General features: G+C 73.5%; 30 protein-coding genes. 18 read left to right on the top strand and 12 right to left on the bottom strand.

The features are described from left to right. The first annotated feature begins 116 nt into the window (after window positions 1-116). Window positions 117-1,616 carry a glutamate-cysteine ligase family protein gene (locus GGE06_RS40855; RefSeq protein WP_184933203.1) on the top strand — a complete coding sequence of 500 codons (1,500 nt, stop codon included), beginning with the start codon at window positions 117-119 and terminating at the stop codon, window positions 1,614-1,616. A 130-nt stretch (window positions 1,617-1,746) separates the two neighbouring features. After that, the gene (locus GGE06_RS40850; protein ID WP_116165642.1) at window positions 1,747-2,529 is read left to right on the top strand and encodes a CPBP family intramembrane glutamic endopeptidase; all 783 of its coding nucleotides are present in this window, start codon (window positions 1,747-1,749) and stop codon (window positions 2,527-2,529) included. A 52-nt stretch (window positions 2,530-2,581) separates the two neighbouring features. Here the strand turns inward: GGE06_RS40850 and GGE06_RS40845 are convergent, their stop codons facing one another. The 4 genes from GGE06_RS40845 to GGE06_RS40830 all read right to left on the bottom strand — a co-directional run bounded on the left by GGE06_RS40845 (window position 2,582) and on the right by GGE06_RS40830 (window position 5,550). Next, complete coding sequence (locus tag GGE06_RS40845) at window positions 2,582-3,391, bottom strand: PhzF family protein (RefSeq protein WP_116162115.1); 810 nt, start codon at window positions 3,389-3,391, stop codon at window positions 2,582-2,584. Window positions 3,392-3,482: 91 nt separating this feature from the next. Continuing rightward, complete coding sequence (locus GGE06_RS40840; RefSeq protein ID WP_184933202.1) at window positions 3,483-4,028, bottom strand: GNAT family N-acetyltransferase; 546 nt, start codon at window positions 4,026-4,028, stop codon at window positions 3,483-3,485. Further along, window positions 4,025-4,765, bottom strand: coding sequence for a GNAT family N-acetyltransferase (locus tag GGE06_RS40835; protein WP_184933201.1), 741 nt, complete (start codon window positions 4,763-4,765; stop codon window positions 4,025-4,027). Before GGE06_RS40835 ends, GGE06_RS40840 begins: the two co-directional genes overlap by 4 nt. 53 nt (window positions 4,766-4,818) lie before the next feature. Continuing rightward, a complete protein-coding gene (locus GGE06_RS40830; protein ID WP_184933200.1) occupies window positions 4,819-5,550 on the bottom strand; it encodes a TioE family transcriptional regulator in 732 nt (243 codons plus the stop codon). Window positions 5,551-5,619: 69 nt separating this feature from the next. On the opposite strand from GGE06_RS40830, the gene GGE06_RS40825 reads away from it, so the two are divergent. Both GGE06_RS40825 and GGE06_RS40820 read left to right on the top strand, forming a co-directional pair. Then, on the top strand, window positions 5,620-6,822 hold the full coding sequence (locus GGE06_RS40825; protein ID WP_184933199.1) for an erythromycin esterase family protein: 1,203 nt from the start codon (window positions 5,620-5,622) through the stop codon (window positions 6,820-6,822). Between the two features lie 112 nt (window positions 6,823-6,934). Continuing rightward, window positions 6,935-7,558 (top strand): PadR family transcriptional regulator, encoded by a 624-nt coding sequence (locus GGE06_RS40820; protein WP_184933198.1) that lies wholly within the window; start codon window positions 6,935-6,937, stop codon window positions 7,556-7,558. 87 nt (window positions 7,559-7,645) lie between these two features. Here GGE06_RS40820 and GGE06_RS40815 read toward each other — a convergent pair whose 3' ends face one another. Then, window positions 7,646-8,074, bottom strand: coding sequence for a type II toxin-antitoxin system Rv0910 family toxin (locus GGE06_RS40815; protein ID WP_116162120.1), 429 nt, complete (start codon window positions 8,072-8,074; stop codon window positions 7,646-7,648). Window positions 8,075-8,143: 69 nt separating this feature from the next. Next, the gene (locus GGE06_RS40810; RefSeq protein ID WP_184933197.1) at window positions 8,144-8,368 is read right to left on the bottom strand and encodes a hypothetical protein; all 225 of its coding nucleotides are present in this window, start codon (window positions 8,366-8,368) and stop codon (window positions 8,144-8,146) included. 196 nt (window positions 8,369-8,564) lie between these two features. On the opposite strand from GGE06_RS40810, the gene GGE06_RS40805 reads away from it, so the two are divergent. The 3 genes from GGE06_RS40805 to GGE06_RS40795 all read left to right on the top strand — a co-directional run bounded on the left by GGE06_RS40805 (window position 8,565) and on the right by GGE06_RS40795 (window position 11,439). Continuing rightward, window positions 8,565-9,182 (top strand): Clp protease N-terminal domain-containing protein, encoded by a 618-nt coding sequence (locus GGE06_RS40805; protein WP_184933196.1) that lies wholly within the window; start codon window positions 8,565-8,567, stop codon window positions 9,180-9,182. Window positions 9,183-9,223: 41 nt separating this feature from the next. Then, window positions 9,224-10,297, top strand: a complete 1,074-nt coding sequence (locus GGE06_RS40800; RefSeq protein WP_116162123.1) for an EamA family transporter — start codon at window positions 9,224-9,226, stop codon at window positions 10,295-10,297. A gap of 176 nt (window positions 10,298-10,473) precedes the next feature. Beyond that, window positions 10,474-11,439, top strand: a complete 966-nt coding sequence (locus GGE06_RS40795; RefSeq protein ID WP_184933195.1) for a DMT family transporter — start codon at window positions 10,474-10,476, stop codon at window positions 11,437-11,439. 135 nt (window positions 11,440-11,574) lie between these two features. Here GGE06_RS40795 and GGE06_RS40790 read toward each other — a convergent pair whose 3' ends face one another. Both GGE06_RS40790 and GGE06_RS40785 read right to left on the bottom strand, forming a co-directional pair. Next, window positions 11,575-12,219, bottom strand: a complete 645-nt coding sequence (locus tag GGE06_RS40790; protein WP_116162125.1) for an FMN-binding negative transcriptional regulator — start codon at window positions 12,217-12,219, stop codon at window positions 11,575-11,577. Between the two features lie 33 nt (window positions 12,220-12,252). Continuing rightward, window positions 12,253-12,960 (bottom strand): pyridoxamine 5'-phosphate oxidase family protein, encoded by a 708-nt coding sequence (locus tag GGE06_RS40785; protein WP_184933194.1) that lies wholly within the window; start codon window positions 12,958-12,960, stop codon window positions 12,253-12,255. A 35-nt stretch (window positions 12,961-12,995) separates the two neighbouring features. On the opposite strand from GGE06_RS40785, the gene GGE06_RS40780 reads away from it, so the two are divergent. After that, entirely contained in the window at window positions 12,996-14,330 is a 1,335-nt protein-coding gene (locus GGE06_RS40780) for an aminotransferase class I/II-fold pyridoxal phosphate-dependent enzyme (RefSeq protein WP_116162127.1), read from the top strand. A gap of 166 nt (window positions 14,331-14,496) precedes the next feature. Here GGE06_RS40780 and GGE06_RS40775 read toward each other — a convergent pair whose 3' ends face one another. Next, on the bottom strand, window positions 14,497-15,537 hold the full coding sequence (locus GGE06_RS40775; RefSeq protein ID WP_184933193.1) for a DMT family transporter: 1,041 nt from the start codon (window positions 15,535-15,537) through the stop codon (window positions 14,497-14,499). Window positions 15,538-15,610: 73 nt separating this feature from the next. Here GGE06_RS40775 and GGE06_RS40770 point away from each other — a divergent pair, with 73 nt between their 5' ends. Further along, window positions 15,611-16,513, top strand: coding sequence for a LysR family transcriptional regulator (locus tag GGE06_RS40770; protein WP_116162129.1), 903 nt, complete (start codon window positions 15,611-15,613; stop codon window positions 16,511-16,513). A 3-nt stretch (window positions 16,514-16,516) separates the two neighbouring features. Here GGE06_RS40770 and GGE06_RS40765 read toward each other — a convergent pair whose 3' ends face one another. Continuing rightward, complete coding sequence (locus GGE06_RS40765) at window positions 16,517-16,984, bottom strand: pyridoxamine 5'-phosphate oxidase family protein (protein ID WP_116162130.1); 468 nt, start codon at window positions 16,982-16,984, stop codon at window positions 16,517-16,519. An 84-nt stretch (window positions 16,985-17,068) separates the two neighbouring features. On the opposite strand from GGE06_RS40765, the gene GGE06_RS40760 reads away from it, so the two are divergent. After that, a complete protein-coding gene (locus GGE06_RS40760; protein ID WP_116162131.1) occupies window positions 17,069-17,740 on the top strand; it encodes a cysteine hydrolase family protein in 672 nt (223 codons plus the stop codon). Here the strand turns inward: GGE06_RS40760 and GGE06_RS40755 are convergent. Further along, window positions 17,727-18,140, bottom strand: a complete 414-nt coding sequence (locus tag GGE06_RS40755) for a Rieske (2Fe-2S) protein (RefSeq protein WP_116162132.1) — start codon at window positions 18,138-18,140, stop codon at window positions 17,727-17,729. The genes GGE06_RS40760 and GGE06_RS40755 overlap by 14 nt on opposite strands. A gap of 170 nt (window positions 18,141-18,310) precedes the next feature. On the opposite strand from GGE06_RS40755, the gene GGE06_RS40750 reads away from it, so the two are divergent. After that, window positions 18,311-19,321 carry an AraC family transcriptional regulator gene (locus GGE06_RS40750; protein ID WP_312883486.1) on the top strand — a complete coding sequence of 337 codons (1,011 nt, stop codon included), beginning with the start codon at window positions 18,311-18,313 and terminating at the stop codon, window positions 19,319-19,321. A gap of 103 nt (window positions 19,322-19,424) precedes the next feature. Further along, on the top strand, window positions 19,425-20,033 hold the full coding sequence (lepB, locus tag GGE06_RS40745) for a signal peptidase I (protein ID WP_184933192.1): 609 nt from the start codon (window positions 19,425-19,427) through the stop codon (window positions 20,031-20,033). 29 nt (window positions 20,034-20,062) lie between these two features. Here lepB and GGE06_RS40740 read toward each other — a convergent pair whose 3' ends face one another. After that, window positions 20,063-20,665 (bottom strand): TetR/AcrR family transcriptional regulator, encoded by a 603-nt coding sequence (locus GGE06_RS40740; protein ID WP_116162135.1) that lies wholly within the window; start codon window positions 20,663-20,665, stop codon window positions 20,063-20,065. 135 nt (window positions 20,666-20,800) lie between these two features. Here GGE06_RS40740 and GGE06_RS40735 point away from each other — a divergent pair, with 135 nt between their 5' ends. The 6 genes from GGE06_RS40735 to GGE06_RS40710 all read left to right on the top strand — a co-directional run bounded on the left by GGE06_RS40735 (window position 20,801) and on the right by GGE06_RS40710 (window position 24,515). Further along, window positions 20,801-21,487, top strand: coding sequence for a DUF6230 family protein (locus GGE06_RS40735; RefSeq protein WP_184933191.1), 687 nt, complete (start codon window positions 20,801-20,803; stop codon window positions 21,485-21,487). Window positions 21,488-21,573: 86 nt separating this feature from the next. Beyond that, window positions 21,574-22,050, top strand: coding sequence for a DUF6114 domain-containing protein (locus GGE06_RS40730; RefSeq protein WP_221519061.1), 477 nt, complete (start codon window positions 21,574-21,576; stop codon window positions 22,048-22,050). After that, window positions 22,047-22,790, top strand: coding sequence for a DUF6230 family protein (locus GGE06_RS40725; RefSeq protein ID WP_116162136.1), 744 nt, complete (start codon window positions 22,047-22,049; stop codon window positions 22,788-22,790). The genes GGE06_RS40730 and GGE06_RS40725 overlap by 4 nt, the downstream gene beginning before the upstream one ends. Then, a complete protein-coding gene (locus GGE06_RS40720) occupies window positions 22,784-23,206 on the top strand; it encodes a DUF6114 domain-containing protein (RefSeq protein ID WP_116162137.1) in 423 nt (140 codons plus the stop codon). Before GGE06_RS40725 ends, GGE06_RS40720 begins: the two co-directional genes overlap by 7 nt. Further along, window positions 23,203-23,826 (top strand): hypothetical protein, encoded by a 624-nt coding sequence (locus GGE06_RS40715; protein ID WP_116162138.1) that lies wholly within the window; start codon window positions 23,203-23,205, stop codon window positions 23,824-23,826. Before GGE06_RS40720 ends, GGE06_RS40715 begins: the two co-directional genes overlap by 4 nt. Then, on the top strand, window positions 23,823-24,515 hold the full coding sequence (locus GGE06_RS40710) for a DUF6230 family protein (RefSeq protein WP_116162139.1): 693 nt from the start codon (window positions 23,823-23,825) through the stop codon (window positions 24,513-24,515). Before GGE06_RS40715 ends, GGE06_RS40710 begins: the two co-directional genes overlap by 4 nt. Window positions 24,516-24,567 lie beyond the last annotated feature (52 nt).

Raw genomic sequence — 24,567 nt, 5'->3', positions numbered from 1 at the left:
TCCAGACTATCTTCCGGCAGGCCGGATTCGCAGGCGTTGTCGATCAGCGGGGTGGGCATCATCGTCCGTGACGCGCGGCCGTCGTGGCGGCTGCCCACTCGGGGAGGGACGCTTCGATGGGGGAGAAGGTCGTGGCCGACGGGTTCGGCCCGTCCGACCGGCAGCAGTACCGGAGAAAGCTCCAGCAGTGTCTCGCGGGGCTCGCGCGACTCCTCGCGGAGAAGAGGTTCGACCGGCCGCGCAATCTCATGGGCGTGGAGATCGAACTCAATCTCGCCGGCGTCGACGGGCTGCCCCGGATGCTGAACGGCCCGGTTCTAGAAAAGATCGCCAGCACCGATTTCCAGACGGAACTCGGAATGTTCAACCTCGAAGTGAACATCGCGCCCCACCAGCTCGACGGGCGCGTATTCGACCGGCTCGCGGAAGAGATCGGAACCGGCATCGGATACGCCGACCGCAAGGCGGCCGAACTCGACGCGGGCGTCGTCATGATCGGCATACTGCCCACGCTCGCGCAGAGCGACCTGGTCCCCGAGAACCTCTCGGACAACGACCGCTACACCCTGCTCAACGACCAGATCCTCGCCGCCCGCGGCGAGGACTTCACCCTCGACATCCACGGCGTCGAACGCCTGCTGTGCACCACGGAGTCGATCGTGCCCGAGGCGGCCTGCACCTCGGTGCAGCTGCACCTCCAGGTGACGCCCGCCCGCTTCGCCGCCGTGTGGAACGCCGCCCAGGCCGTCTCCGGCGTCCAGATCGCGCTCGGCGCCAACGCCCCCTTCGTCTTCGGCCGCGAACTGTGGCGCGAGTCCCGGCCGCCGCTCTTCATGCAGGCCACCGACACCAGGCCGCCCGAGCTGCAGTCCCAAGGGGTACGGCCGCGCACCTGGTTCGGGGAGCGGTGGGTGGACTCCGTGTACGACCTCTTCGAGGAGAACGTCCGCTACTTCCCCGCCCTGCTGCCGCTCTGCGACGACGAGGACCCGCTGCTCGTCCTCGACGAGGGCGGGGTGCCGCGCCTCCATGAGTTGGTCCTGCACAACGGCACCGTCTACCGCTGGAACAGGCCGGTGTACGGCTGGGTCGACGGCGTCCCGCACCTGCGCGTCGAGAACCGGGTGCTGCCCGCCGGGCCGACCGTCACCGACGTGATCGCCAACGCGGCCTTCTACTACGGGCTCGTCCGCTCGCTCGCCGACGACCCCCGGCCGGTGTGGAAGCGGATGACCTTCCAGGACGCCGAGGCCAACTTCGACACCGCCTGCCGCCACGGCATAGAGGCGGATCTGCGCTGGCCCCGCTCGGGACGCGCCGGCGGCATCGCGACCCTCCCGGCCGTACGCCTCGTCCTCGACGAGCTGCTGCCGCTCGCCTCGGCCGGACTCGACGCCTGGCACATCGAGCCGGCGGACCGGGACTTCTACCTCGGCGTGATCGAGCAGCGCTGTCTGCGGCGGGTCAACGGCGCCTCCTGGCAGGCCGACACCTTCCACCGGGCCCTCGAATCGGGCCTCGACCGAGAGGCCGCCCTCGCGGCGACGACCCGGCGGTACCGGACGCTGATGCTCGCGGGCGAGCCGGTGCACACCTGGCCGGTCGGGATCGACTGACCCCGCCCTCCCCGCCGTGCCCTGCGGGGCATGGGCGATCATGTCAAGGTGGTCCCGGCCGGCCGGGACCACCGGAACGGACTGATCCCGCGACGGGGAAGTGGAGACGGGTGTGGTGTCGGAGCAACGACTGAGGGACGCCTCCCTGCCCCCCGACGGCCTGCCGCGCCGCGTACTGCGCTCCGAGACGCTCATCGTGCTCGCGCTCTCGCTCGGCGCGAGCGCGGTGTCGGCGTTCATCAGCTTCGTCGGCTCGCTGACCAGGCCGGAGGCGCTGAGGGATCAGGCGGCGAGGCTCAACGGCTCGCACGCTCCCGGGCGTCCCTGGCTCGACCTGTCCTGGCAGCTCTTCGACATCGCCACGGCGCTCGTGCCGGTCGTGCTCGTCGCCCACCTGCTGCTGCGGGAGGGCTCGGGGCTGCGGGCCATCGGCTTCGACCGGACCCGGCCGTGGTCCGACCTCGGGCGCGGGGCCCTCGTCGCCGCCGGGATCGGCAGCGCGGGCCTCGCCTTCTACCTGGCGGCGCAGGCGTCCGGGGCCAACCTGACCGTGGTGCCCGAGTCGCTGCCCGACGTGTGGTGGAAGTACCCGGTGCTCATCCTCTCGGCGGTGCAGAACGCCGTCCTGGAGGAGGTCATCGTCGTCGGCTATCTGCTGCGCAGACTGGGCCAGTTGGGGTGGACCCCGATGGCCGCGCTCGTGGCGAGCTCGGTGCTGCGCGGCTCGTACCACCTCTACCAGGGGGTCGGCGGCTTCATCGGCAACATGGTGATGGGCGTGGTCTTCGTGCTGCTGTACCGCAGGTGGGGGCGGGTCGGGCCGCTGGTCGTGGCGCACTCGCTGCTCGACATCGTGGCCTTCGTCGGGTACGGGCTGCTGGCCGGGAAGGTGGGCTGGCTGCCCACCGTGTGACGGGAGGCGGGGAGGGGGTGCGCGGTGCGGGCCGTGCACCTCCTCTCGTGCGTCAGGCCCGCAGGTCGCCCTCGATGACCGTGACGGCGTGGCCGTTCAGGAGGGTTCGGTCGCCGTTCAGACGGGTGCGGACGAGGCCCGTGCGGGCGCCGCCCTGGAAGCCGGTGAGCTCCTCGCGGCCGAACCTGGCCGACCAGTACGGGGCGAGCGCGGTGTGCGCGCTGCCCGTCACCGGGTCCTCGTCGATGCCGACGGCCGGGAAGAAGCCGCGCGAGACGAACTCGTACCCGCTGTCCGGGCGTTCGGCGGCGGCGGTCGCGATGACCCCGCGCGAGGAGAGCACCCTCAGGGCGGCGAAGTCCGGCGTGAGGGAGCGGACGGTGGCCTCGTCGCGCAGCTCGACGACGAGGTCGCCGATGTGGTCGGCCGTGTCGTGGACGGCGACGATCTCGGCGCCGAGCGCCTTCTCCAGGCCCTCGGGGACGGGGAGCGGGGTGAGGGAGGAGGTCGGGAAGTCCATCGTGATCGTGCCGTCGGCCTCGGCGGTGGTGATCAGGATGCCGCAGCGGGCCGCGAAGCGGACGGTGCCGCTCGCCGTGCCGGTGGTGTGCAGGACGTGCGCGGTGGCCAGGGTGGCGTGGCCGCACATGTCGACCTCGGTGGTCGGGGTGAACCAGCGCAGGGCCCAGTCCGCGTCGCCGCCGGCGGGCAGCGGGTGGGCGAAGGCCGTCTCGGAGAGGTTGACCTCCGCGGCCACCTTCTGGAGCCAGGCGTCGTCGGGGAAGGAGTCGAGGAGCAGGACTCCGGCGGGGTTGCCGGAGAAGGGCCGGTCGGTGAAGGCGTCGACGATTCGGATGCGCATGGCACCGACCGTACCGGGGGCGGAAAAGGGCGGGCCAAGGCCAATCGCGGAGAACTGGACCGGTTCCTCTTCGGCTGCGGACGGGGGTTCGTCACAGCGGGGTCAGGACCATGAGGATCTCGTCGCGGTCGTCGTCGGCGGCCAGGCGGAGGGCTCCGGGCCAGCGGCCGATCTCCCGCCAGCCGAGCCTGCCGTAGAACCCCTCGAGACCGATGCCGCCGCGTGCCGCGAGCCGCAGCTGCTCCAGGCCCATCTCCTCCCGCGCGATCACACGGGCGCGCCGCACCAGGCCCGCGCCGATGCCCCGTCCCCGTACGCCGAGCCGGGTCTGGACGTGGTGCAGGGTGCCCCAGTGCGCGACCAGCGGGTGGGGGTCGCGGCGCAGGCACAGCCAGCCGGCGAGGGCGCCGTCGACCGTGGCGACGACGAGGCGGCTGCTCGCCGGGTCGAGTCCCGTGACGATGCGGTCGACCGCGGCGGCGACCTCGGCCGGGTCGACCGGCGGGAAGGGGAACCCCGCCGCCCCGCCCGCGTCGCTCACCTCGGTCCAGCAGTCGGCCAGGGCGGGCACGAGTCCGTCGGGCAGCTCCTCGGGGGAGGTGTACTGGGTGAAGCGGGGGCTGTCGTCGCTGGTCATGGCAGGAGTGTCGCAAGCGCTCGTGGTGCCAGGGAGAGCTGGGTGCCCAACTCCTCGAAGCCCAGGGCGGCGGCGACCCGCCGGGAGGCCGCCGGGCGCGCGCGCCACTGCGGAAGGAGACCGGCGGCGAGGGCATCGGCGACCGCCGCCGAGGCCGTCGTCCGCGCGAGGCCGCGGCCCCGCGCCTCCGGGGCCGTCAACACGCTGAGGTGGGCGGTCCGTCGGGGCCAGGCCCGGTATCCGGCGGCGGCCACCACCCGGCCCTGCTCGCGTACGACGAACGCGGGCGAGGTGATCTCGTCCAGGGAGGCCTCCGCCGCATCGTCCTGACCGGCGGCCTCCTCCAGGGCGCGCAGGTCCGGATGGCCGCCGGGGAGCCGCTCCACCGTCGTCGGGCCGGTGACCGGGCGGAAGCCGTCCGGGGAGGCGTACGACAGGGCGGCCGGTCCGAGCACCCCCGTCACGGGCAGGACGCCGGGGACGGAGGCCGCGTCCAGCAGGGCCTCCACCGGCAGGCCGCCCAGGGCGGTCCGTACCGTCGCGGCGGCCTCCTCGTCCGGCGCGGACACCAGTGCCGATCCGCCGAGCGCGACCACGCCGATCCAGCCGGGCGGGCACAGGTCCGACTCCGGGGAGACGATCACGTTCACGCCGCCCGGGGGCGGGAACGACCCTGGTGCGTGGGCCAGTTGCTCCCAGAGTTCCCGGGCTGCGCGCAGGAGCGGATGCGTCGGCATGGCGGCCATCCTGTCAGTCGGTCTCCTCCGCGCGCGATTCCGTTCCGGCGGTCTCAACCCCGCGCGCGGAGGTACGCCTCCAGCTCCGCGGCCCCGGTCAGCATCGCGCGTCCACGAGCCGACAGGCGGCGGTGCCAATCGGTGAGCGCGGCCTCCAGCGGCTCGAGGCCCCCGGCCGACCGCACCTGGTCGACCAGCGGGGCGATCTGCTCCAACAGGTAGCCCCCGCGCCGGAGTTGGTGGGTCATCCGGGCGTCCCGGACGGCGGACTCGTCGTAGAGCCGGTATCCCGTCCGGGGGTCGCGGCGCGGGTGGACGAGTCCGGCGTCCTCCCACTTGCGGAGCGTCGCGGGACGGATGCCGAGCCTCCGGGCGAGCGGCCCGATGAACGTGCCGCCGGGGTCGGACCGTACGACCGGCTCGGACGCCGTGGTGGGGTCGAGGTCGCGCAGGGCGCTCTCCACGGCGCGGAGGGTCCGCCGGTCGTCGAGGAGCTGGGCGTGGCTCTCGTCGATCAGGCGGAACGCCTCGTCGGCGGCGCCCTCGTTCACCGCCCGCATGATCGACGTCGCCGTCGGGTGGCCGTGGCCGGGCAGCAGAGCCAGGAACGCGCGCAGGGCCCCCGCGTGGAGCGGCGTGTAGGAGCGGTATCCGGAAGGGGTGCGGTCGGCGGCGGGGAGGATGCCGGCCTCCTCGTAGTTCCTGACCGCCTGCGTGGACAGACCGTGTCCACGGGCCAGATCGATCGGCCTCAGCCGCTCACCTGTTTGAAGGTTTTTCCCCATGGCATCGACGATATCGCGGGTGCTTCGCGGAAAAGTCTCCACCGAAAGTTCAGCGATAGCGTGGAAGGCATGGCGACTGACATCAAGGACACCATCCATGCCGTCGACGCTGCCGCCCTCATGGGGCTGCTCCCGGCCCGGCCCCGGCTGCTCGCCCTCGGCGAGCCCACCCATGGCGAGGACACGCTCCTCGAACTCCGCAACGAGCTCTTCCGGCAGCTCGTCGAGCAGGAGGGCTACCGGACGATCGCGCTGGAGACCGACTGCCTGAGGGGCCTGGTCGTGGACGACCACGTCACCTCGGGCACCGGAACCCTCGACGAGGTCATGGAGCACGGCTTCAGCCACGGCTGGGGCGTCTCGGCGGCCAACCGCGAACTCGTCCGCTGGATGCGCGCGTACAACGAGGGCCGGCCCGCGGCCGAGCGGCTCCGCTTCGCCGGATTCGACGGCCCGCTGGAGATCACCGGCGCCGAGAGCCCCCGGCAGGCCCTCGCCGCGCTCCACGGATACCTCGCGGCCCGGGTGGACGCGGACCTGCTCCCCTGCACCGCGGACACCCTCGACGAGCTGCTCGACACCGACGACCGCTGGACCGAGCCCGCCGCGATGATGGACCCGGCGCGGTCCGCGGGGCGCTCGGACGAGGCCGGCCGGCTGCGGCTGCTCGCCGACGACCTGGTGGCGCTGCTCGACGAGCAGCGGCCGCACCTGACCACCGTGAGCTCGCCGGACGAGTGGGACCGGGCGTGTCTGTACGGGCGCACGGCGCTCGGCCTGCTGCGCTACCACCACTGGACGGCCGACACCTCACCCGCCCGTCTGGCCCGCCTCGTGGCCGTCCGGGACCAGATGATGTCCCGGAACCTCCTCGCGCTCGCCGACCGGGGGCCGACGTTCGTCTACGCCCACAACGCCCACCTCCAGCGTGAGAAGAGCTCGATGAGGATGGGCGGGCGGCCGCTGGAGTGGTGGAGCGCCGGTGCGCTGGTCGACGCCGAGCTCGGCGAGGAGTACGCCTTCGTGGCCATGGCCCTCGGCACGATCAGGCACCAGGGGGTGGACACGCCGCCGCCGGACACCCTGGAAGGGCTCCTGTACGCGCTGTCGGAGGAGCGCTGCGTCGTCGAGGCCCGCCGACTGGCCGCCGTCCTCGGTGACGGTCGGCCCGCGCCGCGCGTGTCCCCCTGGTTCGGCTACGCGCCGCTCGACCCGGCCCACCTGGCGGCCGACGACGGTCTCGTGTTCGTCAGGGACGTTCCGCGACGCTGAGGCGCCTCCGCCCGCGACCGACCTGTCGGGTATTGCTCGCCGAACAGTTCCGATATATCGTTGAGGCATCGCGACAGTTCGACGATGGAATCCCGATGGAAGGAGCGTTGCGATGCGTTCACATGGACACGAGTACGGAAACGGACACGGCCACGGTCGTGGAGGCTGCGGTCCCGGGCCTCGGGGGGACTTCGAGGGGCGGCGTGGCGCCTTCGGGTCGTTCGGACCCGGGTTCGGCGGCGGGCCGTGGGGCGGTGGCCCCTGGGGCGGGCGCGGCCGAGGCGGCGGCCCGGGACGTGCGCGACGCGGTGACGTGCGCGCCTCGATCCTGGCGCTCCTGAAGGACCGCCCGATGCACGGCTACGAGATGATCCGGGAGATCGGCGAGCGCAGTGACGGGGCCTGGAAGCCCAGTCCGGGCTCGGTCTACCCGACCCTCCAGATGCTGGAGGACGAGGGCCTGATCACCAGCGCGAGCGAGGGCGGCAAGAAGCTGTTCACGCTCACCGACACCGGGCGCGCCGAGGCCGACGAGGGTCCCGAGGCGCCGTGGGAGGCGGCCGGGCGCGGGGTCGACTGGGACGCCCTGAACGAGGTCCGGCAGGCCGGCTTCGGTCTGATGGAGGCGTTCGGGCAGGTCTGGAAGACCGGCAGCGCCGAGCAGCGGCAGAAGGCGGTCAGCGTGATCAACGAGGCCCGCAAGAAGCTGTACCTGATCCTCGCCGACGAGCACTGAGTCCGGCGTTCTCGACGGGAAGGGCCCCGCGACCACGGTCGCGGGGCCTTCTCTTCACGTGCGGGAGGCTCGGGCCGCCAGGCCCGCTCAGGCCACCAGACCCGCGAGCTTGCGCAGGGACTCGGTCAGCGCCGCCGTCGCCGAGTCCTTCAGCTTGCCCGCCATCAGCGAGACCGCCGCGCCCGTGAACTCGCCGTCGATCCGTACCGTCGTGGCCTCCCCCTCCGCCGCGAGCGAGTAGCGCGTGGCGACGACGACCCCCATCGGGCCCTTGCCCCTGATGGCGAACGCCCGCTCGGCCTCCAGCTCCTCGACCGTCCACAGGACCTCGGCCGGGAAGCCCATCAGCTTCATGTTCTCCGTGAAGGTGGCGCCCGCCTCCAGGGCGGCCGGGCCGCCGTTCGGGAAGCTGGTGTGGGTGGCGTTCCACTCGCCGTACGAGGAGAAGTCCGTGAGCCGCGCCCAGACCTTCCCGGCAGGCGCCTCGATCCGTGCCTCCGCGCTGACTTCGGCCATGAGACCACCCCTTCACGCGTGCCAACTGGGTTCCGGTGTCGCGGAACGTAGCGGGACGGCCGTGAACATTCAATACTGATGAACCGTCAGTTCTGCGGTCGTCGGCCCCGTGCCGTCGCCGATCCACCAGATCTCGGCCGCGTCGAAGCTGTCGGAGGCCCGGGGCGCCCCGTCCTCCTCGTGGCAGTGGAAGGCCGCCCAGAACAGATCGGCCGGCAGCGCCTTCCGGGGCGCGTACACCCGGTACACGTACTGCCGCCCGTCGCGCGCGAGCAGACCCACCATCCAGAACACGACCGGAGGACGAGCGGAAGGGGGTCCGCGGTTGCAAAGGGGGCGCGAAGCAAGGCGGCGCGCGCCTCTCAGGGGTCACGAGCGCGATCTCATCCGTAAGGAGGAGGAACCGCGCGCCCGTGCCCAACTCCGGTGGGATGCGGACATGCTTCTCCCCGGTGATGTTCCGGCCGTCCCCGCCTGATGAGGTGGAAGGGTGCACCATCCCGTCCCTCGCCCCCAGCCGCTCCCGCCGCCCCTCTCCCCGCGCGCGGAGCTCGCGCCCCTCCTGACGCCCTCGCTCGCGGCCGTCGCGCCTCTCCTCACGCCCTCGCTCGCCGCGGTCGTGTCGGGCGCGCGCCGCAGAGCGCTCAGGGACGGTGACCGCCAGATCGACACCGCCCACCTGCTGCACTCGCTCGTCGAGTCCGACCCCGAGGTCGGTGCCGCCTTCGAGGGCGGCCATCAGCTCGCCCGCGTCCTCGGCTACCTCGCCCAGCGCTCCATCGGCTACGGGCTGCGCTGGCAGCGGGCGGAGGAGGGGGCCGCGAACCGGCGCCTGCTGCCCGCCGCGCGCGAGGCCGAATCCCAGGGCGCCCGCACCTCCCCGTGGTCCCCGGCCGCTGCCGCCGCCCTGGAGGGCGCCTTCCGGCGGGCCGCCGAGCGCGGCGAGCCGCAGGCCCACGGCGTCGACCTGCTCGCGGCCGTCGCCGCCGATCCCGAGAGCCGGGCCGTCGAGGTGCTGCGCCGCGCGGGCGTCGATCCGGCCGTGCTGGCCGCCCGTGTCGCCGCCCTTCCGGCCGCCCGCGACGAGGAGCCGTCTCAACAGGTGTAACGGGGGTTACGCCCCTGACCGCGTCCTGTCATGATGGCCCGATGCACGCGTCTCAGGGGAGAAGCGCCGGCCTGGGACTCGCCCTGGCCTCGGCCTTCGCATTCGGTGGTTCAGGAGTGGCGGCCAAGCCGCTCATCGAGGCGGGACTCGACCCGCTCCACGTGGTCTGGCTCCGGGTCGCCGGCGCCGCCCTCGTCATGCTGCCCGTGGCCTGGCGCCACCGGGACCTCCTGCGCCGCAAACCCGCCCTCCTCGTGGGCTTCGGCCTGCTCGCCGTCGCCGGAGTCCAGGCCTTCTACTTCGCCTCGATATCCCGCATACCCGTCGGCGTCGCCCTGCTCATCGAGTACCTCGCTCCCGCCCTCGTCCTCGGCTGGGTCCGCTTCGTCCAGCGCCGGCCGGTCACCCGCGCCGCCGCCCTCGGCGTCGTCCTCGCCGCCGGCGGCCTCGCCTGCGTCGTGCAGGTCTGGTCCGGGCTGACCTTCGACCTCGTCGGGCTGCTCCTGGCCCTCGCCGCCGCCTGCTGCCAGGTCGGCTACTTCGTCCTCTCCGACCAGGGCGCCGACGAGGCCGAGCAGGCGGATCCGCTGGGTGTCATCGCGTACGGGCTGCTCATCGGCGCGCTCGTCCTCACCGCCGTGGCCCGGCCCTGGTCCATGGACTGGGGCGTCCTCGGCGGGCGGGCCGACATGGACGGGACGAGCGTGCCCGCGTGGCTGCTGCTCGGCTGGATCGTGCTGATCGCCACCGTCCTCGCGTACGTCACCGGGGTCATCTCGGTGCGCCGGCTCTCCCCGCAGGTGGCGGGCGTCGTGGCCTGCCTGGAGGCGGTCATCGCGACCGTCCTGGCCTGGGTCCTGCTCGGCGAGCACCTGGGTGTGCCGCAGATCGTCGGCGGCGCGGTGGTCCTGGTCGGGGCGTTCATCGCCCAGTCCTCGACGCCGAAGGCACCTGCGGCAGGGCCGGTGGCCGGTTCCGGTTCGGGCTCCGGTTCGGGGTCCGAGGCGGCCGGCGTGGGTCCTGACGCGGCGGATGCGGGCTCCGGGGCGGACGGCCTCGGTTCCGCTTCCGGTGCGGCGGGTGCGGAGTTGTCGGCCGGGCGGACCGCCCCGTAGGGTGCCGACCATGCATTCGACCGTGCTTCCGCCTCCCGCCGCCTAGCGCGCGCGGAGGCCCTCCTCGACGAAGACCGGGCTCGGGCCGGCGACTCCTCGCCACCGAGCGGTTCGTCGCTGCCCGCGCGCGGAGCCCAGCGACCACCCTTCCCTCCTGTCTTCCACGGAGAACCCACGTGTCGAACTCCTCGGGATCCGCCCTGTCCGTCGGGCGGAGCCTCCTCTATCTGATCGTCGCCGGCATCGCCTGGGGCACGGCCGGCGCCGCCGCCTCGCTGATCTTCCGCGTCAGCGACATGGGCCCGCTGGCCCTCTCCTTCTGGCGCTGCGTCGGCGGCCTCGTCCTGCTCCTCGGCGCCCTGGCGCTGCGGCCCCGGCGCCGCGTCGCCCGCACGGACGGTGAGTCGCGCGGCCGCCGGACGGCCCGCATCCTCGGTACGGGCACCGGACTCACCGTCTTCCAGAGCGCGTACTTCGCCGCCGTCGAGGCGACCGGTCTCACCGTCGGCACCGTCGTCACCCTCGGCGCGGGCCCCGTCCTCATCGCGATCGGCGCCCGGCTCACCATGGGGGAGCGCCTCGGTCGCGGCGGGGTCGCCGCCGTCGCCGGAGCCCTCGCCGGGCTCTTCGTCCTGGTCCTGGGCGGCGGGGCCGCGGAGGTGCGGCCGCTCGGCGTCGTCCTCGCGGTGGTCTCGGCGGCCGGATACGCGGCGATCACGCTGCTCACCCGGTGGCTCGGCCGTGACGGCGGCGGTACGGACGCCCTCGCGACGACCACCTGGGCCTTCGCCATCGGGGCGGTCGGGCTGCTGCCCGCGGCGCTCGCGGAGGGACTGGTCCCGCACACCGACGCGCCGGTGAGCGTGGTGCTGCTGCTCGTGTACGTGGCGGCGGTGCCGACCGCGCTCGCCTACGCGCTGTACTTCGCCGGGGCGGCCGTCGTCCGCGCCGCCACCGTCTCCGTGATCATGCTCCTGGAGCCGGTGAGCGCGGCCCTGATCGCGGTCTCGCTGCTCGGCGAGCGGCTCACCGCCGCGATCGTGCTCGGCACGCTGCTGCTGCTCGCGGCCGTGACGGGCCTCGCGTTCGCGGAGGCGCGGACGGCGGCGGAGGCGCGCAGGCGGGAGCCGGTGGCGGTGTAGGGGATCTGTGCCGTGCGCGGGGCGGAGCCGGGGGCCCCGCGCACGGCATGAGGGTCCGCGGGCGGGGCTCGGGTGGCCTTGCGCTCGGCACGCGCATGCGGGGGCGGGGCCTGTGCGGCCCCGCCCCCGGTGCGGTCAGCCGTTCGCGCGGCGGCGGAGTTGGTGGGCGCGGGCGTTCAGGTCGCCCGGGGCGGCCCGCTCGGCGAGGCGCTCCGAGACGCGGTCCTGGATCTCCTGCGGCTTGTTGCCCGCGTACTTGAACTTCGCCCGTACGTCGGTCACCTCCAGGCTGAGGATCCGGATCCCCGACAGGAGCCGGCCGAAGGGAGCCTCGCCCGGGGCGACCGTCGCCGTGCCGCCCTCCGGCTGGAAGTGGGCGACCTGGCTGTTCAGGAGCACCGCCTTCTCCTCCGGATCGTCGACCACGCGCGCGGTGCAGCGCAGCTGGACGGCCGCGTAGTACGAGGTCGGGGTGCCGTGCTCGGAGGGGGCGCCCTCGGGGGCCGTCCAGTGCCCCGGTACGTAGACGTAGTCGTCGACCACGCTCAGGAGCACCGTCGGATTCGCCTCCACGGCGCGCCAGAGGGGGTTCGGCCGCGCCAGGTGGGCCAGCGCCCTGCCGTACGGGCCGGGCTCGGCGTCGTACCGGAAGTGCATCGGCTGCACCCACGGCGGCTCGCCGTCCAGGCCGTTGACGGCGAGCTGGCCGAAGTCGTGCCGGGAGAGCCAGTCGCGCCACTCGCCCTCGTCGTGGGCGGCGTCCCAGGGGTGGATCAGCATCGTCGGTCCGTCCTTCCTCGATCCGGGCGCCGCTCAGAGCGCCGCGAGGTAGCCGGGCAGGGCGACGGACGGGTCGAGGTCGCCGGACGGGACCGGCGTGCCGTGACCGCCCTGTACGGGGATGACGCCGGCCCAGTACGGGAGGTCCAGGTCCTCGGCGTCGTCGTTGGGGCCGCCCGTGCGGACCTTCGCCGAGACCTCGTCCAGATCGAGCCGGATCACGGCGGTCGCGGCGAGCTCCTTGGCGTTCCCGGGGCGCGAGTCGGCGGAGCGGCCGGGGACGACGTGGTCGACGAGGGCGTCCAGGGCGGTGCGCAGTTCCTCGGGGTCCGTGACCTGGTGGGCGGTGCCGTGGACGACGACCGAGCGGTAGTTGAGCGAGTGGTGGAACGCGGAGCGGGCGAGCACGAGGCCGTCGACGTGCGTCACGGTCAGGCAGACGGGCAGACCGGGGGCCGACACCCCGTCGCCGGCCGCGCGCAGCGGCCGCGAGCCGGTCGAGCCGTGCACGTAGAGGCGCTCGCCGACCCGGCCGAAGAGCGTCGGGAGGACGACCGGCGCGCCGTCGCGGACGAAGCCGAGGTGGCAGACGTAGGCCTCGTCGAGTATCGAGTGGACGAGTTCCTTGTCGTACGAGGCGCGCTGGCGGGAACGGGTGGGCACCGTGCGGTCGGTCGGCGTGTAGGTGTCGCGCGGCGCGGACGGGTCGGGGGCGGTGCTCGTGTCGGCGGCGGCGCTCATTGCGTACTCCATTGCACTAGTGCATACTTGTGTTTGTGCTAGGAGAGTATCGGATCGAAGGTCGTCGCGCATCGGACATCGCCGCCAGCGTCGAGCGGGGAGTGGGTACGGGCGCGCTGCAGCCCGGCCAACTGCTGCCGCCCATGCGGGAATTGGCGGGCACCCTCGGCGTGAACCCCAATACCGTCGCCGCCGCCTACCGCACCCTGCGCGAGCGCGGGGTCATCGAGACGGACGGCCGGCGGGGCAGCCGCGTGCGGCCGCGGCCCGCCACGACCGCGCGCGGCTCGATCCGCGTGGAGGCGCCCGCGGGAGTCCGGGACGTCAGCAACGGCAGCCCCGACCCCGCGCTCCTGCCGCCCCTCGGCGAGGCCTTCGCGGAGGTCGCCCGGCGGTACGGCGAGCAGCCCGTCCTGTACGGAGAGGTGCCCGTCGACGAGGAGTTCGGGCGCCTCGCGCGCGCCGCCTTCGACGCGGACGGGGTGCCCGCCGGGCCCGTCGGGGCCGCCTCGGGCTCCCTCGACGCGATCGAGCGCGTGCTCGCCGCCCGCCTCAGGCCCGGCGACGCCGTCGCCGTCGAGGATCCGGGCTGGGGCAGCCTCCTCGACCTCGTGCCCGCGCTCGGCCTGCGGCCCGTGCCGGTCGCCGTCGACGACGAGGGCCCCCTGCCGGAGGCCGTCGAGCGCGCGATCCGGCAGGACGGGGCGCGGGCCGTGATCGTCACCGACCGGGCCCAGAACCCGACCGGGGCCTGCGTCACCGCGTCGCGCGCGGGCGAGCTGCGGCGGGTCCTCGGGGCGCACCCCGGCGTGCTCCTCGTCGAGGACGACCACGGGCACGGCATCGTCACGCAGCCGCTGCACCCGCTGGCCGGCGTCACCGACCACTGGGTCCTCGTCCGCTCGGTCGCCAAGGCGTACGGGCCCGACCTGCGGATCGCCGCCTTCACCGGCGACGCCGAGACCGTCGACCGGGTCCTCGGGCGGCAGCGGCTCGGGCCCGGCTGGGTCAGCAAGCTCCTCCAGCGGACCGTCGCGCATCTGTGGGCGACGGGGGCGGTCGACCCCGCCGTCGTCGCGCGCGCCTACGGGAAGCGGCGCGACGGGCTCGTACGGGCGCTCGCGCGGCGCGGCGTCGAAGCGCACGGGTGCGGTGGCATGAACGTCTGGGTCCCCGTCCCCGACGAGACCGGGGCGGTCACCCGTCTCCTCGCCGCCGGCTGGGCGGTCGCCCCGGGCGCCCGCTTCCGCATGGCGGCGGGGCCGGGGATCCGGCTCACGGTCTCCGGACTCGCGGCGTCGGACGTGGAGGTGCTGGCGGGGGCGGTGGCGGGGGCGGTGGGGCCGCTCGCTGCGCGGAGCTATGGGTGAGGGGCCCTGCGGGCGGCGGGGTGGTGCCGCCGTCCCCCCCGCCCGTGTGGGCAATCGTCCCGCCGGGGCGGAACGGGTGGGCACACGGGGCGGCGCCCTCTAGCGGCGCCTCCGCGTTCCGTGCCCTGGCCCGCACCCCTTGTGCGCCGTCGCTCGCGGTGCGGGTTCAGGCTCGGGAGCCTCTGGCGCCGGCAGGGCGCGGGTCCGTTGTGCCCACCCGTTCCGCCCCGGCGGAACGATTGCCCACAACGGGGGTGGGCGCCGCCCCGGCGGAACGCATGCCCACAACGGACGACGAGCGCTTCGTGCGGGTCTGTGTGAGGGCCGCGCCCGCCAGGACCACGAGCGCGCCCACCGGTGTGTTCCAGGTGAGGCGTTCGTCCAGGAGCGCCACGCCCGCCGCCGTCGCGATCACCGGGATGAAGTACGTGACCATCGCCGCCGTCGTCGGGCCGACCTCCGCGACGACGCCGTACTGGAGCAGCATCGCGTACCCCGTCCCGAGCGCCCCGAGCGCGATCACGGAGAGGAGGGGCATGAGTTCGATCGAATCGGGGAGCGAGGTGAACAGCGGCGTGACCACGGCCAGTTGCAGCGTCGCCAGGCCCACCTGGGAGCCCGCCAGGGAGAGGTTCGACGCGCCCGTGCCGCTGAGGGTCCTGCGGACGTAGATCCAGCCGACCGCATAGCTGAAGGAGGCCAGCAGGGCCAGGGCCGTGCCCGTGACGTCGAGGCCCGAGAAGCCCTGCCAGGCGCCGAGCACGGTGAGGACGCCGATGAAGCCGATGCCCAGGCCGGCCGCGCGGATCCGGGTCGGCCGGTCCTCGGAGAGCGCCACCAGTGAGAGCAGCATGCCCCAGAGCGGGGTCGTCGCGTTGCAGATGCCCGCCAGGGTGGAGGGGATCGTCAGCTCCGCGTACGCGAAGAGGGAGAACGGCAGCGCGTTGAGGAGGAAGGCCGCGACCGCGAGGTGGCCCCAGACGCGGGCGCCGCGCGGCAGCCGGTCGCGCTTCACGACGATCGCGACGGCGAGCACCGCCGTACCGAAGAGGAGTCGCCCGAAGGTGACCTGGAACGGGGCGAAGCCCTCCGTGCCGACCTTGATGAAGAGGAAGCTGAAGCCCCAGATGAGGGCCAGGGCGCCGAAGCGGACGCGCCAGTCGAGGAGGGGGGAGGGGGAAGGAGAGGGTGCGGGGGTGGGGCTCATGTACTCAGGGTCAGGGGAATGACGTCTTAGGACAAGCTAGATTTCCTCCACCCCTCCTCTTAGCATCGCTTACATGTTGAACCTGGAGCGCCTCCGTACCCTCGACGCCTTCGCCCGGCACGGCTCCGTCAGCGGTGCGGCCGACGGACTGCACGTCACCACCTCGGCCGTCTCCCAGCAGCTGTCCAAGCTGGAGCGCGAGGTCGGGCAGCAGCTGCTCGCCAAGAACGGCCGGGGCGTGCGGCTCACCGACGCCGGGCTCCTGCTCGCCGAGCACGCCGCCCGGATCCTGTCCCAGGTGCAGATGGCCCAGGCCGACATCGAGGCCCAGCGGGGGAGGGTGGTGGGCGAGGTGCGGCTCGCGGGCTTTCCGACGGCCGCGCGCGGACTGTTCCCGGCCGCCCTCGCCGCCCTGCGCGAGGGCCACCCCGAGCTCCGTGTCCGCACGACGGAGCTGGAGCCGGAGCCGGGCGTGCGGGCGGTCCTGCGCGGTGACGCGGACCTGGCGATCGTCCTGGACTGGAGCAACAAGCGGGCGCCCGTGCCCGGCGGCCTGGAGCGCGCGCACCTCCTCGACGACTCCGCCGACGTCGCCCTGCCCGCCGGCCATCCGCTGGCCGGGCGGGAGGCGGTGGACCTGGAGGACTTCGCCGACGAGGAGTGGGTGTCCTGGCCCGAGGGCGAGTTCTGCCACGACTGGCTGATGTTCACGCTGCGCTCGCAGGGCATCGAGCCGCGCATCGGGCATTTCGCGGGCGAGCACCACACCCAGCTGGCCCTGGTCGCGGCCGGCCTCGGGGTGTGCGTCACGCCCCGGCTCGGGCGTCCGGTGCCGGACGGGGTCGTCTTCGTTCCGGTACGGCAGAAGGTGCGGCGCCACATCTACGCCACCTGGCGCGGCGACGCGGGCCGCCGCCCCTCCGTGCGGGCGGTCGTCGCGGCGCTGCGGGCGGTGGCGGAGCCGCTGGCGAGCTGAGGCTCAGAGGTTCGCCAGCTTGCGGAAGTCCCAGGAGGCGATGGCGTCCGGGGTCAGCCGGAGCCAGGCGTGCCGGCCGTCGTGCGGCATGGAGTCCAGCCCGAAGTTCTTGGCGGCGAAGAGCTGCTCGGGCACGTCCAGTTCGGGGCACGGCTCGCCGGTGCGGGGTGCCTCGCCGACGAAGACGGCGGTGCCCGACAGTTCGACGCCGCGCAGCTCCCCGTACTCCTCGCCGTCGTCCACCACGACCGCGATCCTCGGGTCGGCGCGCAGTTCCTCCCAGCGCCGGCTGCGGGTGATCGAGTACAGCCACAGCGAGGAGCCGTCCCAGACGAACCAGAGCGCGCTCACGTGCGGGCGGCCGTCGGCGGAGACGGTCGCGACCCGGCAGGTGCGCTGTTCGGCGAGGAAGGAATCGAGCTCGGCCGGGGTCATCATGATCCGGCGTCCACGGCGCTGTGCGACGGTCATCGTCCGCACCCTTCTGGATTTCTGATGAGACGTCAGAAAGCATGGGGGGTCCATCGCGCGCGTGCAAGGGGAGGCCGGAGAGTCATGGGTCAGAGTCCGAGAGAACGGCTCGCGGAGCGGATCCGCCCGGACGGGGGAGTCGCCCTGCTCACCGTCGAGTGCCAGCAGGGTGTCGTCGGTCCCGACAGCGCCCTGCCCGAACTGGCCGCCGTCGCCCGCGCGTCGGGCGCCCTGCGGAACGTCGCCCGACTCGTCGCCGCCGCACACGCGGCGGACGTCCAGGTGATCCACGCCGTCGCCGAGCGGCGCCCCGACGGGCGCGGCGCCAACACCAACGCCCGGCTGTTCACGGCCGCCGCCCGGCTGCCCGTGCAGCAGCACAGCGGCAGCAGGGCCGTCCGGATCGCCGAACCGATCGAGGTCGCCGACGAGGACCTGGTGGTCCGACGCCTGCACGGGCTCTCGCCGCTCGCCGGCACCGACGTCGACGCGCTCCTGCGGAACCTCGGCTGCCGCACGCTCGTCGTCACGGGGGTCTCCGCCAACGTGGCCGTGCCCAACGCCGTCTTCGACGCCGTGAACCTCGGCTACACGGTCGTCGTGCCCGGGGACGCCATCGCGGGGGTGCCGGCCGACTACACCCCCGCGATGATCCGTCACACCCTCGCGCTCGTGGCCACGATCACCACGACCGACGAGGTGCTGGGGTGCTGGAAGGCCCCCAGGGGCGACGCGGGCGCCGTCACCCGGGGCTGATCTCCTCGCCCACCACCTGGATCGGCTCGGGCGGCAGCGGCGAGGGCGCCGGACCGGCCTTCACGCTGCCGTCCGAGATGTCGAAGTGGCTCTGGTGGCACGGGCAGACGATGACGCCGTCCTGCACGCTGCTCACGGCACAGCCCTGATGCGTGCACTTGGAGGAGAAGGCCTTGAACTCGCCGGCCTTCGGCTGGGTGATCACCAGGCCCTTGTCGGCGAGGATCTTCCCGCCGCCCACCGGGATGTCCCCGGTCTTCGCGAGGGCCGCGCCCTTCGGAGCCGCGCCCTCCGACGCCGTGCCCTTGTCGTCCGCGCCGCCCCCGCAGGCGGCGAGCGCCGCCGCCAGGCCCGCGCTGCCCGCCGCCGCGACCACTGTCCGGCGTGCCACTCCGCTCATGTGCTGCCCCTCATTCCTCGGTGTACTGCAGCAGACGGTACGGCTGTGAGCTGTGTCCCGTTCACAGGATGCGTACTTCGAGAGCCTTACAGTTCTGAGTAGAGTGTCGGAACCTGGACATCCTTTGATGAAAGTGTCTAGCTTCTGTGAACTCTTCCGTGAACTCCTCGGTGAGTACGCATCACCTACGGGCCGTGCTGCTCGGCGCCGAGCGGCGCGGGGTGGCCCCGGGGCCGCTCCTCGCCCGCGCCGGACTGCCCTCCACGCTCCTGGAGGAATCCCGGGCCAGGGTTCCCGTGGAGCAGTTCGGGCAGCTCGTCCGCATGCTGTGGGCCACCCTCGACGACGAGCTGATCGGCTTCGGCGGCGCGCCCAGCAAGGTCGGGACCTTCGCGATGATGGCCCATGTCGTCGTCCACGGCAGCCGGGACCTGCGCGAGGCGCTCCGGCGCGCGCAGACCTTCTACTCCCTCTTCCCCGCCGGCCCCCGCTTCCGGCTCGTGGAGCCCGGGACCGGCGGACCCGACGAGGCGCGGATGGAGTTCGACGTCTCCGGGTACGACGACCCCCTCCACTTCGGCGCCGAGTCCACCGTCCTGGTCGCGCACCGCTTCGCCGGCTGGCTCGTCCGGCGCCGGATCGGCCTGCGGCGGGTCGAGTTCGTCCACCCCGAGCCCCGGCACGCGCGCGAGTACGCCCTGCTCTTCGGTGCGCCCTGCGTCTTCGGCGCCGGACGGACGGCTGCCGTCTTCGACCGGGCCGACCTCGACGAACCCGTCCTGCGGGACGCGGCCGCGCTCAAGGCCTTCCTCCGCCGCGCCCCGGTCGACGTGCTGGTCTGCGGCGACTACGGCAGTACGGCGACCGGCCGGGTGCGGCACCTGATCGGCCGGGCGCTGCCCGCCGGGCCGGTGCCGACGCCCGAGCAGCTCGCCGACCGGCTGTCCGTCAGCCCGCAGACCCTGCGGCGCCGGCTGGCCGCCGAGGGGACGACGTACCAGCGGATCCGCGACCAGGTGCGGCGTGACCACGCCATCGCCGAGCTGACCGGCGGCCGGGTCTCGATCGAGCGGCTCTCGCGGCAGCTCGGCTTCTCCGAACCCAGCGCCTTCCACCGGGCGTTCCGGCGCTGGACCGGCGAGACGCCCCGGTCTTATCAGACGCGCGGTCAACAACCCTGAGCGGTACGGTCACAGCCGTCGTCCGCCGTCCGGCCTACCTTCCCGCCATGACCGAAATCGACCGGTCCGGTGGCGCACGGCCGCCGGACCCCACCCGACGCCGATGAACGCGCGCCGGGCGGCCGGCGCCGTCCTCGGGACCGGCGCCCTGCTCTGCCTCCTCGCCGGGGTCGCCGTCACGGCCCTCGGCGTCCGCGTCGACGGCACCAGCATGACCCCCACCCTCCACCAGGGCGACCGGATCCTCGTCGCCCCGGGCTCGGAGGGCGGGGCGCACCGGTTCGACGTGGTGCTGCTGCGGGCCACCGGGAAGGACGCCCTCCTCGTCAAGCGGGTGATCGCCCTGCCCGGCGACCGGGTGGGGATCGTCTCCACACCGGACGAGCCCTTCCAGGTCCTGCTCCAGGAGCGGGGCCAGGGCCCGGTGCGCCGGGTGGTGGCGCCCCAATGGGCGGCGCAGGCCCACCGTACGAGCGCCTGCTGCGGTCCCGACGGCACCCGGTCGGCGCGGCCCGAGCTGCGGACCGTGCCCGAGGGCTCCTTCTTCTACCTGGGCGACAACCCCGACCTGTCCGACGACTCGCGGGCCTACGGCTGGGGCGCGCTCGACCGGATCGAGGGCCGGGTCGGCGTCCGGGCCTTCCCCGTCTCCGCGTCACCGGACATCGGCAACCGGCCGGTGTTGGAGGAGTACCGCGGCCCGAGTCCCTGAGTCCGCCGGGGGAGTCCTGCGGGGAAGTCCTAGCGGGCCGGCTGCTCCCGGCCCGTGCTCAGTGCGACCCGGACCACGGTGTCCGCGATGCGGCGGGCCGACTCCTCGGGGGAGGCGGTGGCCTGGACGATGTGACTGGCGGTCAGCCGGACCGCCGCGTCCACGGCCAGTTCGCGCGCGACCGGGTCGATGGTGGGCCAGGCCTCCGTGACGTACGCGTCGCACATCGCCGTCGCCATGTCGAAGGCCGCCGTGGACCGGGTCGTGAGGTACGAGAGGAGCCCGTCCTCGCCGGTGCTGGTCAGCATGGCCTTGATCAGCGGATTCCGGCCGGCCAGCGTGAGCGTGAAGCCGACGGCCGCCTCGACCGCCGCGCGCAGGTCGTCCCGGTGTGCGTCCAGGCCCTGCTGGATGCCGACCAGGCAGCGCTCCAGCTCGCGCTGGAACAGGGCCTCGCCGACGGCCTCCTTGGAGGGGAACTCCGCGTACAGCGTCTGCCGGCTGACGCCGACGGCGCTCGCCAGGTGCGCCATGCGGAGCTTGTCGAAGCCGCGGTCCGCGACCGCCTCGTACGCGGCGTCGAGCAGTCGCTCGCGCAGCAGTGTCCGGACCGTCTCCCTGAACCGTGGCATCGGCCAAGCCTAGAGCAGCAGCAAAACTCCCCAGGATTGTCAGAAGTGTTGACACTTCTTGGTTAAGTGTCCAATTCTCGAACAGGTAGCCGCGAAGTGTCATTCGGCCAGTGCGGCACGACGGTTGGAGATCACATGCAGCACGAGACCAGAGGCGTCACCCGCTGGCGCAGATCGGCGTTCCTCGCCGTTCCCGCGACGGCCGCCATCGCCGCCATGGCGACGGCCATGGTGCAGGGCGCGCTCGCCGCGAACCTCTCGCTCACGAGCGTCCCCTTCACCCTCAGCTCCAAGACGGTCGCCGCACCGCAGGGCATCGGCGCGGTCATGCACACCATCGACGCCGGCGGGGCCAAGGGCGCCGCCGAGGTCGGCATCGCCAAGGCCGGCCTGGACGGCATCTGCGTCCACGCCACCCAGTCCGTCAACCTCCCGGTGGTCGGCAGCCTCGGCACCTGGTCGCTCAACATCTCCTCGCCCGCCGCGGCCACCCCGCTCACCAGCGACCAGCTCGTCGCCGGTGCCGGGCTCCAGGCCAACAAGCTCGTCCTGGACGCGCAGGCGGTCAAGGCGGCCACGGCCACGCTCAACGCCAGCGACACCACCCCGAACGTCATCGGCGCGGCCGCCGACGGCGCCGGGATCAAGGGCACCGGCATCAACGACGGCACACCGGGCCAGTTCGGCCTCGACGCCACCGGCGGCCGGACCGACATCAAGAACCTCGACGCCGACGCCAACGGCGCCACCATCGCCGGCGCGATCACCCTGCCGGACCTCGCGATCGGCATCGCCCAGGGCGACAAGACCTGCGGCACCTGACCGCACGTACCACCCCGGGGCCCCGCGTCCTCCGTACGGCGCGGGGCCCCGACCCTCCCACCCCGACCCACCGCTGCGAGGCCTCCATGACCACCGATCAGCCGCCCGAGCCGGCCCCCGAAGCGCCGGCCGAAGCGCCCGCCCCGGGCGGGGTGCACCGCGCCCGCCGCGCCTTCCGCCGCTGGCGCCGCACCCGGCCCTTCTGGGCGGCCGTCTGGACCGGACTCGGCGGCTTCGTCATCTTCTTCCTGCCGATGGCACCGCTCGGCAAGATCCTCCAGGTCGGCATCGGAGGCATCGCGGGCATGGCCGGCGGGGTCCTCCTCATGGCGATGGCCCTGCTCATCCTGCTGCTGCCCGGACAGCGCCACACCGCGGGCGTCATCACGGTGATCGCGGGAGTCGCCTCCTTCCCGCTGTCCAACCTCGGCGGCCTGTTCGTCGGCATGTTCCTCTCGGTCCTCGGCGGCTCCATGGCCTTCGCCTGGCTCCCCGAGAAGCCGGCCAGGCGGCGCTTCCCGCGCCGTGCCACCCCCACCGCCGTGGGGAGCGGATCCGCATGAGCGACCTCCTCTCCGGGGCCCGCGGCGCCGCCGCCGACTGGAACGCCCGCATGCTCGCCCAGGCCGCCGACGGCAGCCGCCGCGGCACCCGTTGGGGCCGCGGCGCGTTCGCCCTCGTCCCCTCGGCCCTCGCCATCGGCTTCCTCGGCACCGCCCTCGCGCAGGGCGCGCTCGCCGCCAACTTCAGCGTCACCGGGCAGCCCTTCACCCTGACCTCCAACGGGGTCGAGGGCAGCGGCTTCGGCGCCATCGTCAACACCCCCGCCGTCGGGCGCCCCGACGGCACCACGAGCACCAACACCGCGATGGCGCGCGTCGGCTTCGCCAGCGCCCACCTCGCCGGACTGTGCGGCATCGTCCACCAGACGATCGCCGGGGTCCCGTACTCGCTGCTCCTGACGGGCGGCCAGACGGTGACGGCGAGCCCGCCCGCCACCTTCACCACCGACATCGACGCCTCGAACCTCTACATCCAGGCCACCGAGCTCCAGGCGTACGGGCCCACCACCCTCCAGAACGCGGTCCTCGGCCAGGCCGCCGACCAGGTCACCGTCGCCGGAAAGACCCTCACCGGCGCCCTGCCCGGCGGCTTCGGCCTCGGTTCGGCCGGCGGCGAGGGAGGCAGCTCCATCGCACTGCACGGACTGAACGCCACCGCGTACGACGCCGAGATGGCCGGGGCGCTCGTGCTGCCCGACCTGAAGATCAGGGTCGTCGCGGGATCGGCCACCGCATGCTGACCCGCGCGAGGTCCGCGTACGGCCGGATCGGCCCGGGCCGGGCGAAGGCCGCGTACGCCTGGTTCCGCGCGTTCCGCCGCACCCGGCCGTTCTGGGGCGGCGTGTGGCTGGTCGCCGGCGGCTGGACCGTCCTCAAGTTCTCCCTCAGCTCCCTGCAGTTGATCGTCAGCACCGGTTTCGGGGGAGTGGCCGGCTACCTCGTCGGCGGCGGGATGATCCTCTGCGGGCTCATCCCGCTCGCCCTGCCCGCCCAGCGGTACACCTTCGGGCTCATCGGCGCGGTCCTCGCCGTCGTCTCGCTCGTCGTCTCCAACCTGGGCGGCTTCCTGCTCGGCATGATCCTCGGCGTCCTCGGCGGCTCCATGATGGTCGGCTGGGGCGTCAAACGCCCCCGACGGCGGGCGGTGGAAGGATGACGCCCGGGGCGCGCGGGGCACCGCGCAAGGCCCTCGCCGTGACCGCGGCCCTGGTCCTCGCGGTCGTCACCGCCGTGTGGTCCGGGCAGCCGAGCAGCGCCTCGGCCGGGAGCGCGGCGGTCGAGCCGCTCGGCGTGCCCTTCCTGCCCTCCCCGGACCCGCTGCACGTCACCATCGCCAGCATGGTCGCCGTCTCGATGACGGTCGACAAGAACGTCACCATCCGGCTCTCCGACGGCTCGACGCGCACCACCACCCGGTACACCTTCACCAAGCTCCAGATCCGCTCCCACATGAACGTCGTCCAGAAGGCCGCCGGGCACACCGTCACCATCGACGTGCCCGCGGAGGGCTCGCTCGGCGGCTACGACAGCGCGGGCAGGGCCGAGACGACGACGATGTGGGGGAACATCACCAACGTCTGCGTCCGCGTCCTCCTCAAGATCTGCGGCGTGCAGGGACTGCTCGACTTCTTCGGCTCCCTCATCCCGCTCACCGCCGGAGCCGAGGACTTCACCGGCGACATCTACGCGATCCGTACGGTCGACGACCACGCGGCCCTCAACTCCACCGACAACCCCGTCCACCTCCCCGGCACCATCACGGTGACCACACCATGAGGACCCGGGAGGAAGGACGCACCCACTGGCGCCGGTCCCTCGCCGTCGCCCTGCCCGCGCTCCTCGCCGCCGGCGGCCTCGGCTCCGCGATGGCGACGGGCGCGCTGGCCGTCGGCCTCCGCATCCAGGACCGGCCCGTCGACTTCACCACCAGCAGCCTGTACGGGACGCAGTACGGCGCCGCCGTCGTCGACCAGGCCGTCGGGCGTCCCGACGGCACCACCGGCAGCGAACGCGTGCTCCGCATGGGCTTCGCGGACGGCGTCATCAACGGCCTGTGCCTGAGCCAGCGGCAGCAGATCGCGGGAGCCACGTACACCCTGCTGCTCACCCTCGGCGACGACGACCCGGGCAGCTGGGAGATCAGGACGAAGAACACCGTCCTCGACCTGCGCACGGCCACCGGCGTCCTCGACATGGACGGCATCGTCGACCTCAACGTCAACGGCGCCGACGTGAAGACCGTCAAGGACGCCACCGGCGCGTACGTGCCCAACCCGCTGGACAGCCCGCAGCACCGCTTCGGCATCCAGGCGCGCTACGCCAAGTTCGACCGGATCACCGGCACCGCGCAGGACTTCCAGATCCCGGGTCTCCTCACGACCCCGAAGCTCTCGCTCTCCGTACGGCCCGGCACGGTCGCCTGCCCGGCCCCGGCGGCCCCCACGGGGACGCCCGGCACGCCCTGACGGCCTCCACGGGTGCTCGGCGGCGGTGTCACTCCGGATCGTTCCGGATGCC

Source organism: Streptomyces nymphaeiformis (genome assembly GCF_014203895.1).
GTDB classification, from domain to species: Bacteria; Actinomycetota; Actinomycetes; order Streptomycetales; family Streptomycetaceae; genus Streptomyces; species Streptomyces nymphaeiformis.
This window is presented reverse-complemented; position numbering and strand designations above follow the sequence as displayed.

Bases quoted from the DNA above. Each gene is read 5' to 3' on its own strand.
- GGE06_RS40855 (WP_184933203.1), top strand. From the start codon at position 117: ATGGGGGAGAAGGTCGTGGCCGACGGGTTCGGCCCGTCCGACCGGCAG.
- GGE06_RS40845 (WP_116162115.1), bottom strand. From the start codon at position 3,391: ATGCGCATCCGAATCGTCGACGCCTTCACCGACCGGCCCTTCTCCGGC.
- GGE06_RS40840 (WP_184933202.1), bottom strand. From the start codon at position 4,028: ATGACCAGCGACGACAGCCCCCGCTTCACCCAGTACACCTCCCCCGAG.
- GGE06_RS40835 (WP_184933201.1), bottom strand. From the start codon at position 4,765: ATGCCGACGCATCCGCTCCTGCGCGCAGCCCGGGAACTCTGGGAGCAA.
- GGE06_RS40830 (WP_184933200.1), bottom strand. From the start codon at position 5,550: ATGGGGAAAAACCTTCAAACAGGTGAGCGGCTGAGGCCGATCGATCTG.
- GGE06_RS40825 (WP_184933199.1), top strand. From the start codon at position 5,620: ATGGCGACTGACATCAAGGACACCATCCATGCCGTCGACGCTGCCGCC.
- GGE06_RS40820 (WP_184933198.1), top strand. From the start codon at position 6,935: ATGCGTTCACATGGACACGAGTACGGAAACGGACACGGCCACGGTCGT.
- GGE06_RS40815 (WP_116162120.1), bottom strand. From the start codon at position 8,074: ATGGCCGAAGTCAGCGCGGAGGCACGGATCGAGGCGCCTGCCGGGAAG.
- GGE06_RS40800 (WP_116162123.1), top strand. From the start codon at position 9,224: ATGCACGCGTCTCAGGGGAGAAGCGCCGGCCTGGGACTCGCCCTGGCC.
- GGE06_RS40790 (WP_116162125.1), bottom strand. From the start codon at position 12,219: ATGCTGATCCACCCCTGGGACGCCGCCCACGACGAGGGCGAGTGGCGC.
- GGE06_RS40785 (WP_184933194.1), bottom strand. From the start codon at position 12,960: ATGAGCGCCGCCGCCGACACGAGCACCGCCCCCGACCCGTCCGCGCCG.
- GGE06_RS40775 (WP_184933193.1), bottom strand. From the start codon at position 15,537: ATGAGCCCCACCCCCGCACCCTCTCCTTCCCCCTCCCCCCTCCTCGAC.
- GGE06_RS40770 (WP_116162129.1), top strand. From the start codon at position 15,611: ATGTTGAACCTGGAGCGCCTCCGTACCCTCGACGCCTTCGCCCGGCAC.
- GGE06_RS40765 (WP_116162130.1), bottom strand. From the start codon at position 16,984: ATGACCGTCGCACAGCGCCGTGGACGCCGGATCATGATGACCCCGGCC.
- GGE06_RS40760 (WP_116162131.1), top strand. From the start codon at position 17,069: ATGGGTCAGAGTCCGAGAGAACGGCTCGCGGAGCGGATCCGCCCGGAC.
- GGE06_RS40755 (WP_116162132.1), bottom strand. From the start codon at position 18,140: ATGAGCGGAGTGGCACGCCGGACAGTGGTCGCGGCGGCGGGCAGCGCG.
- lepB (WP_184933192.1), top strand. From the start codon at position 19,425: ATGAACGCGCGCCGGGCGGCCGGCGCCGTCCTCGGGACCGGCGCCCTG.
- GGE06_RS40740 (WP_116162135.1), bottom strand. From the start codon at position 20,665: ATGCCACGGTTCAGGGAGACGGTCCGGACACTGCTGCGCGAGCGACTG.
- GGE06_RS40735 (WP_184933191.1), top strand. From the start codon at position 20,801: ATGCAGCACGAGACCAGAGGCGTCACCCGCTGGCGCAGATCGGCGTTC.
- GGE06_RS40730 (WP_221519061.1), top strand. From the start codon at position 21,574: ATGACCACCGATCAGCCGCCCGAGCCGGCCCCCGAAGCGCCGGCCGAA.
- GGE06_RS40725 (WP_116162136.1), top strand. From the start codon at position 22,047: ATGAGCGACCTCCTCTCCGGGGCCCGCGGCGCCGCCGCCGACTGGAAC.
- GGE06_RS40720 (WP_116162137.1), top strand. From the start codon at position 22,784: ATGCTGACCCGCGCGAGGTCCGCGTACGGCCGGATCGGCCCGGGCCGG.
- GGE06_RS40715 (WP_116162138.1), top strand. From the start codon at position 23,203: ATGACGCCCGGGGCGCGCGGGGCACCGCGCAAGGCCCTCGCCGTGACC.
- GGE06_RS40710 (WP_116162139.1), top strand. From the start codon at position 23,823: ATGAGGACCCGGGAGGAAGGACGCACCCACTGGCGCCGGTCCCTCGCC.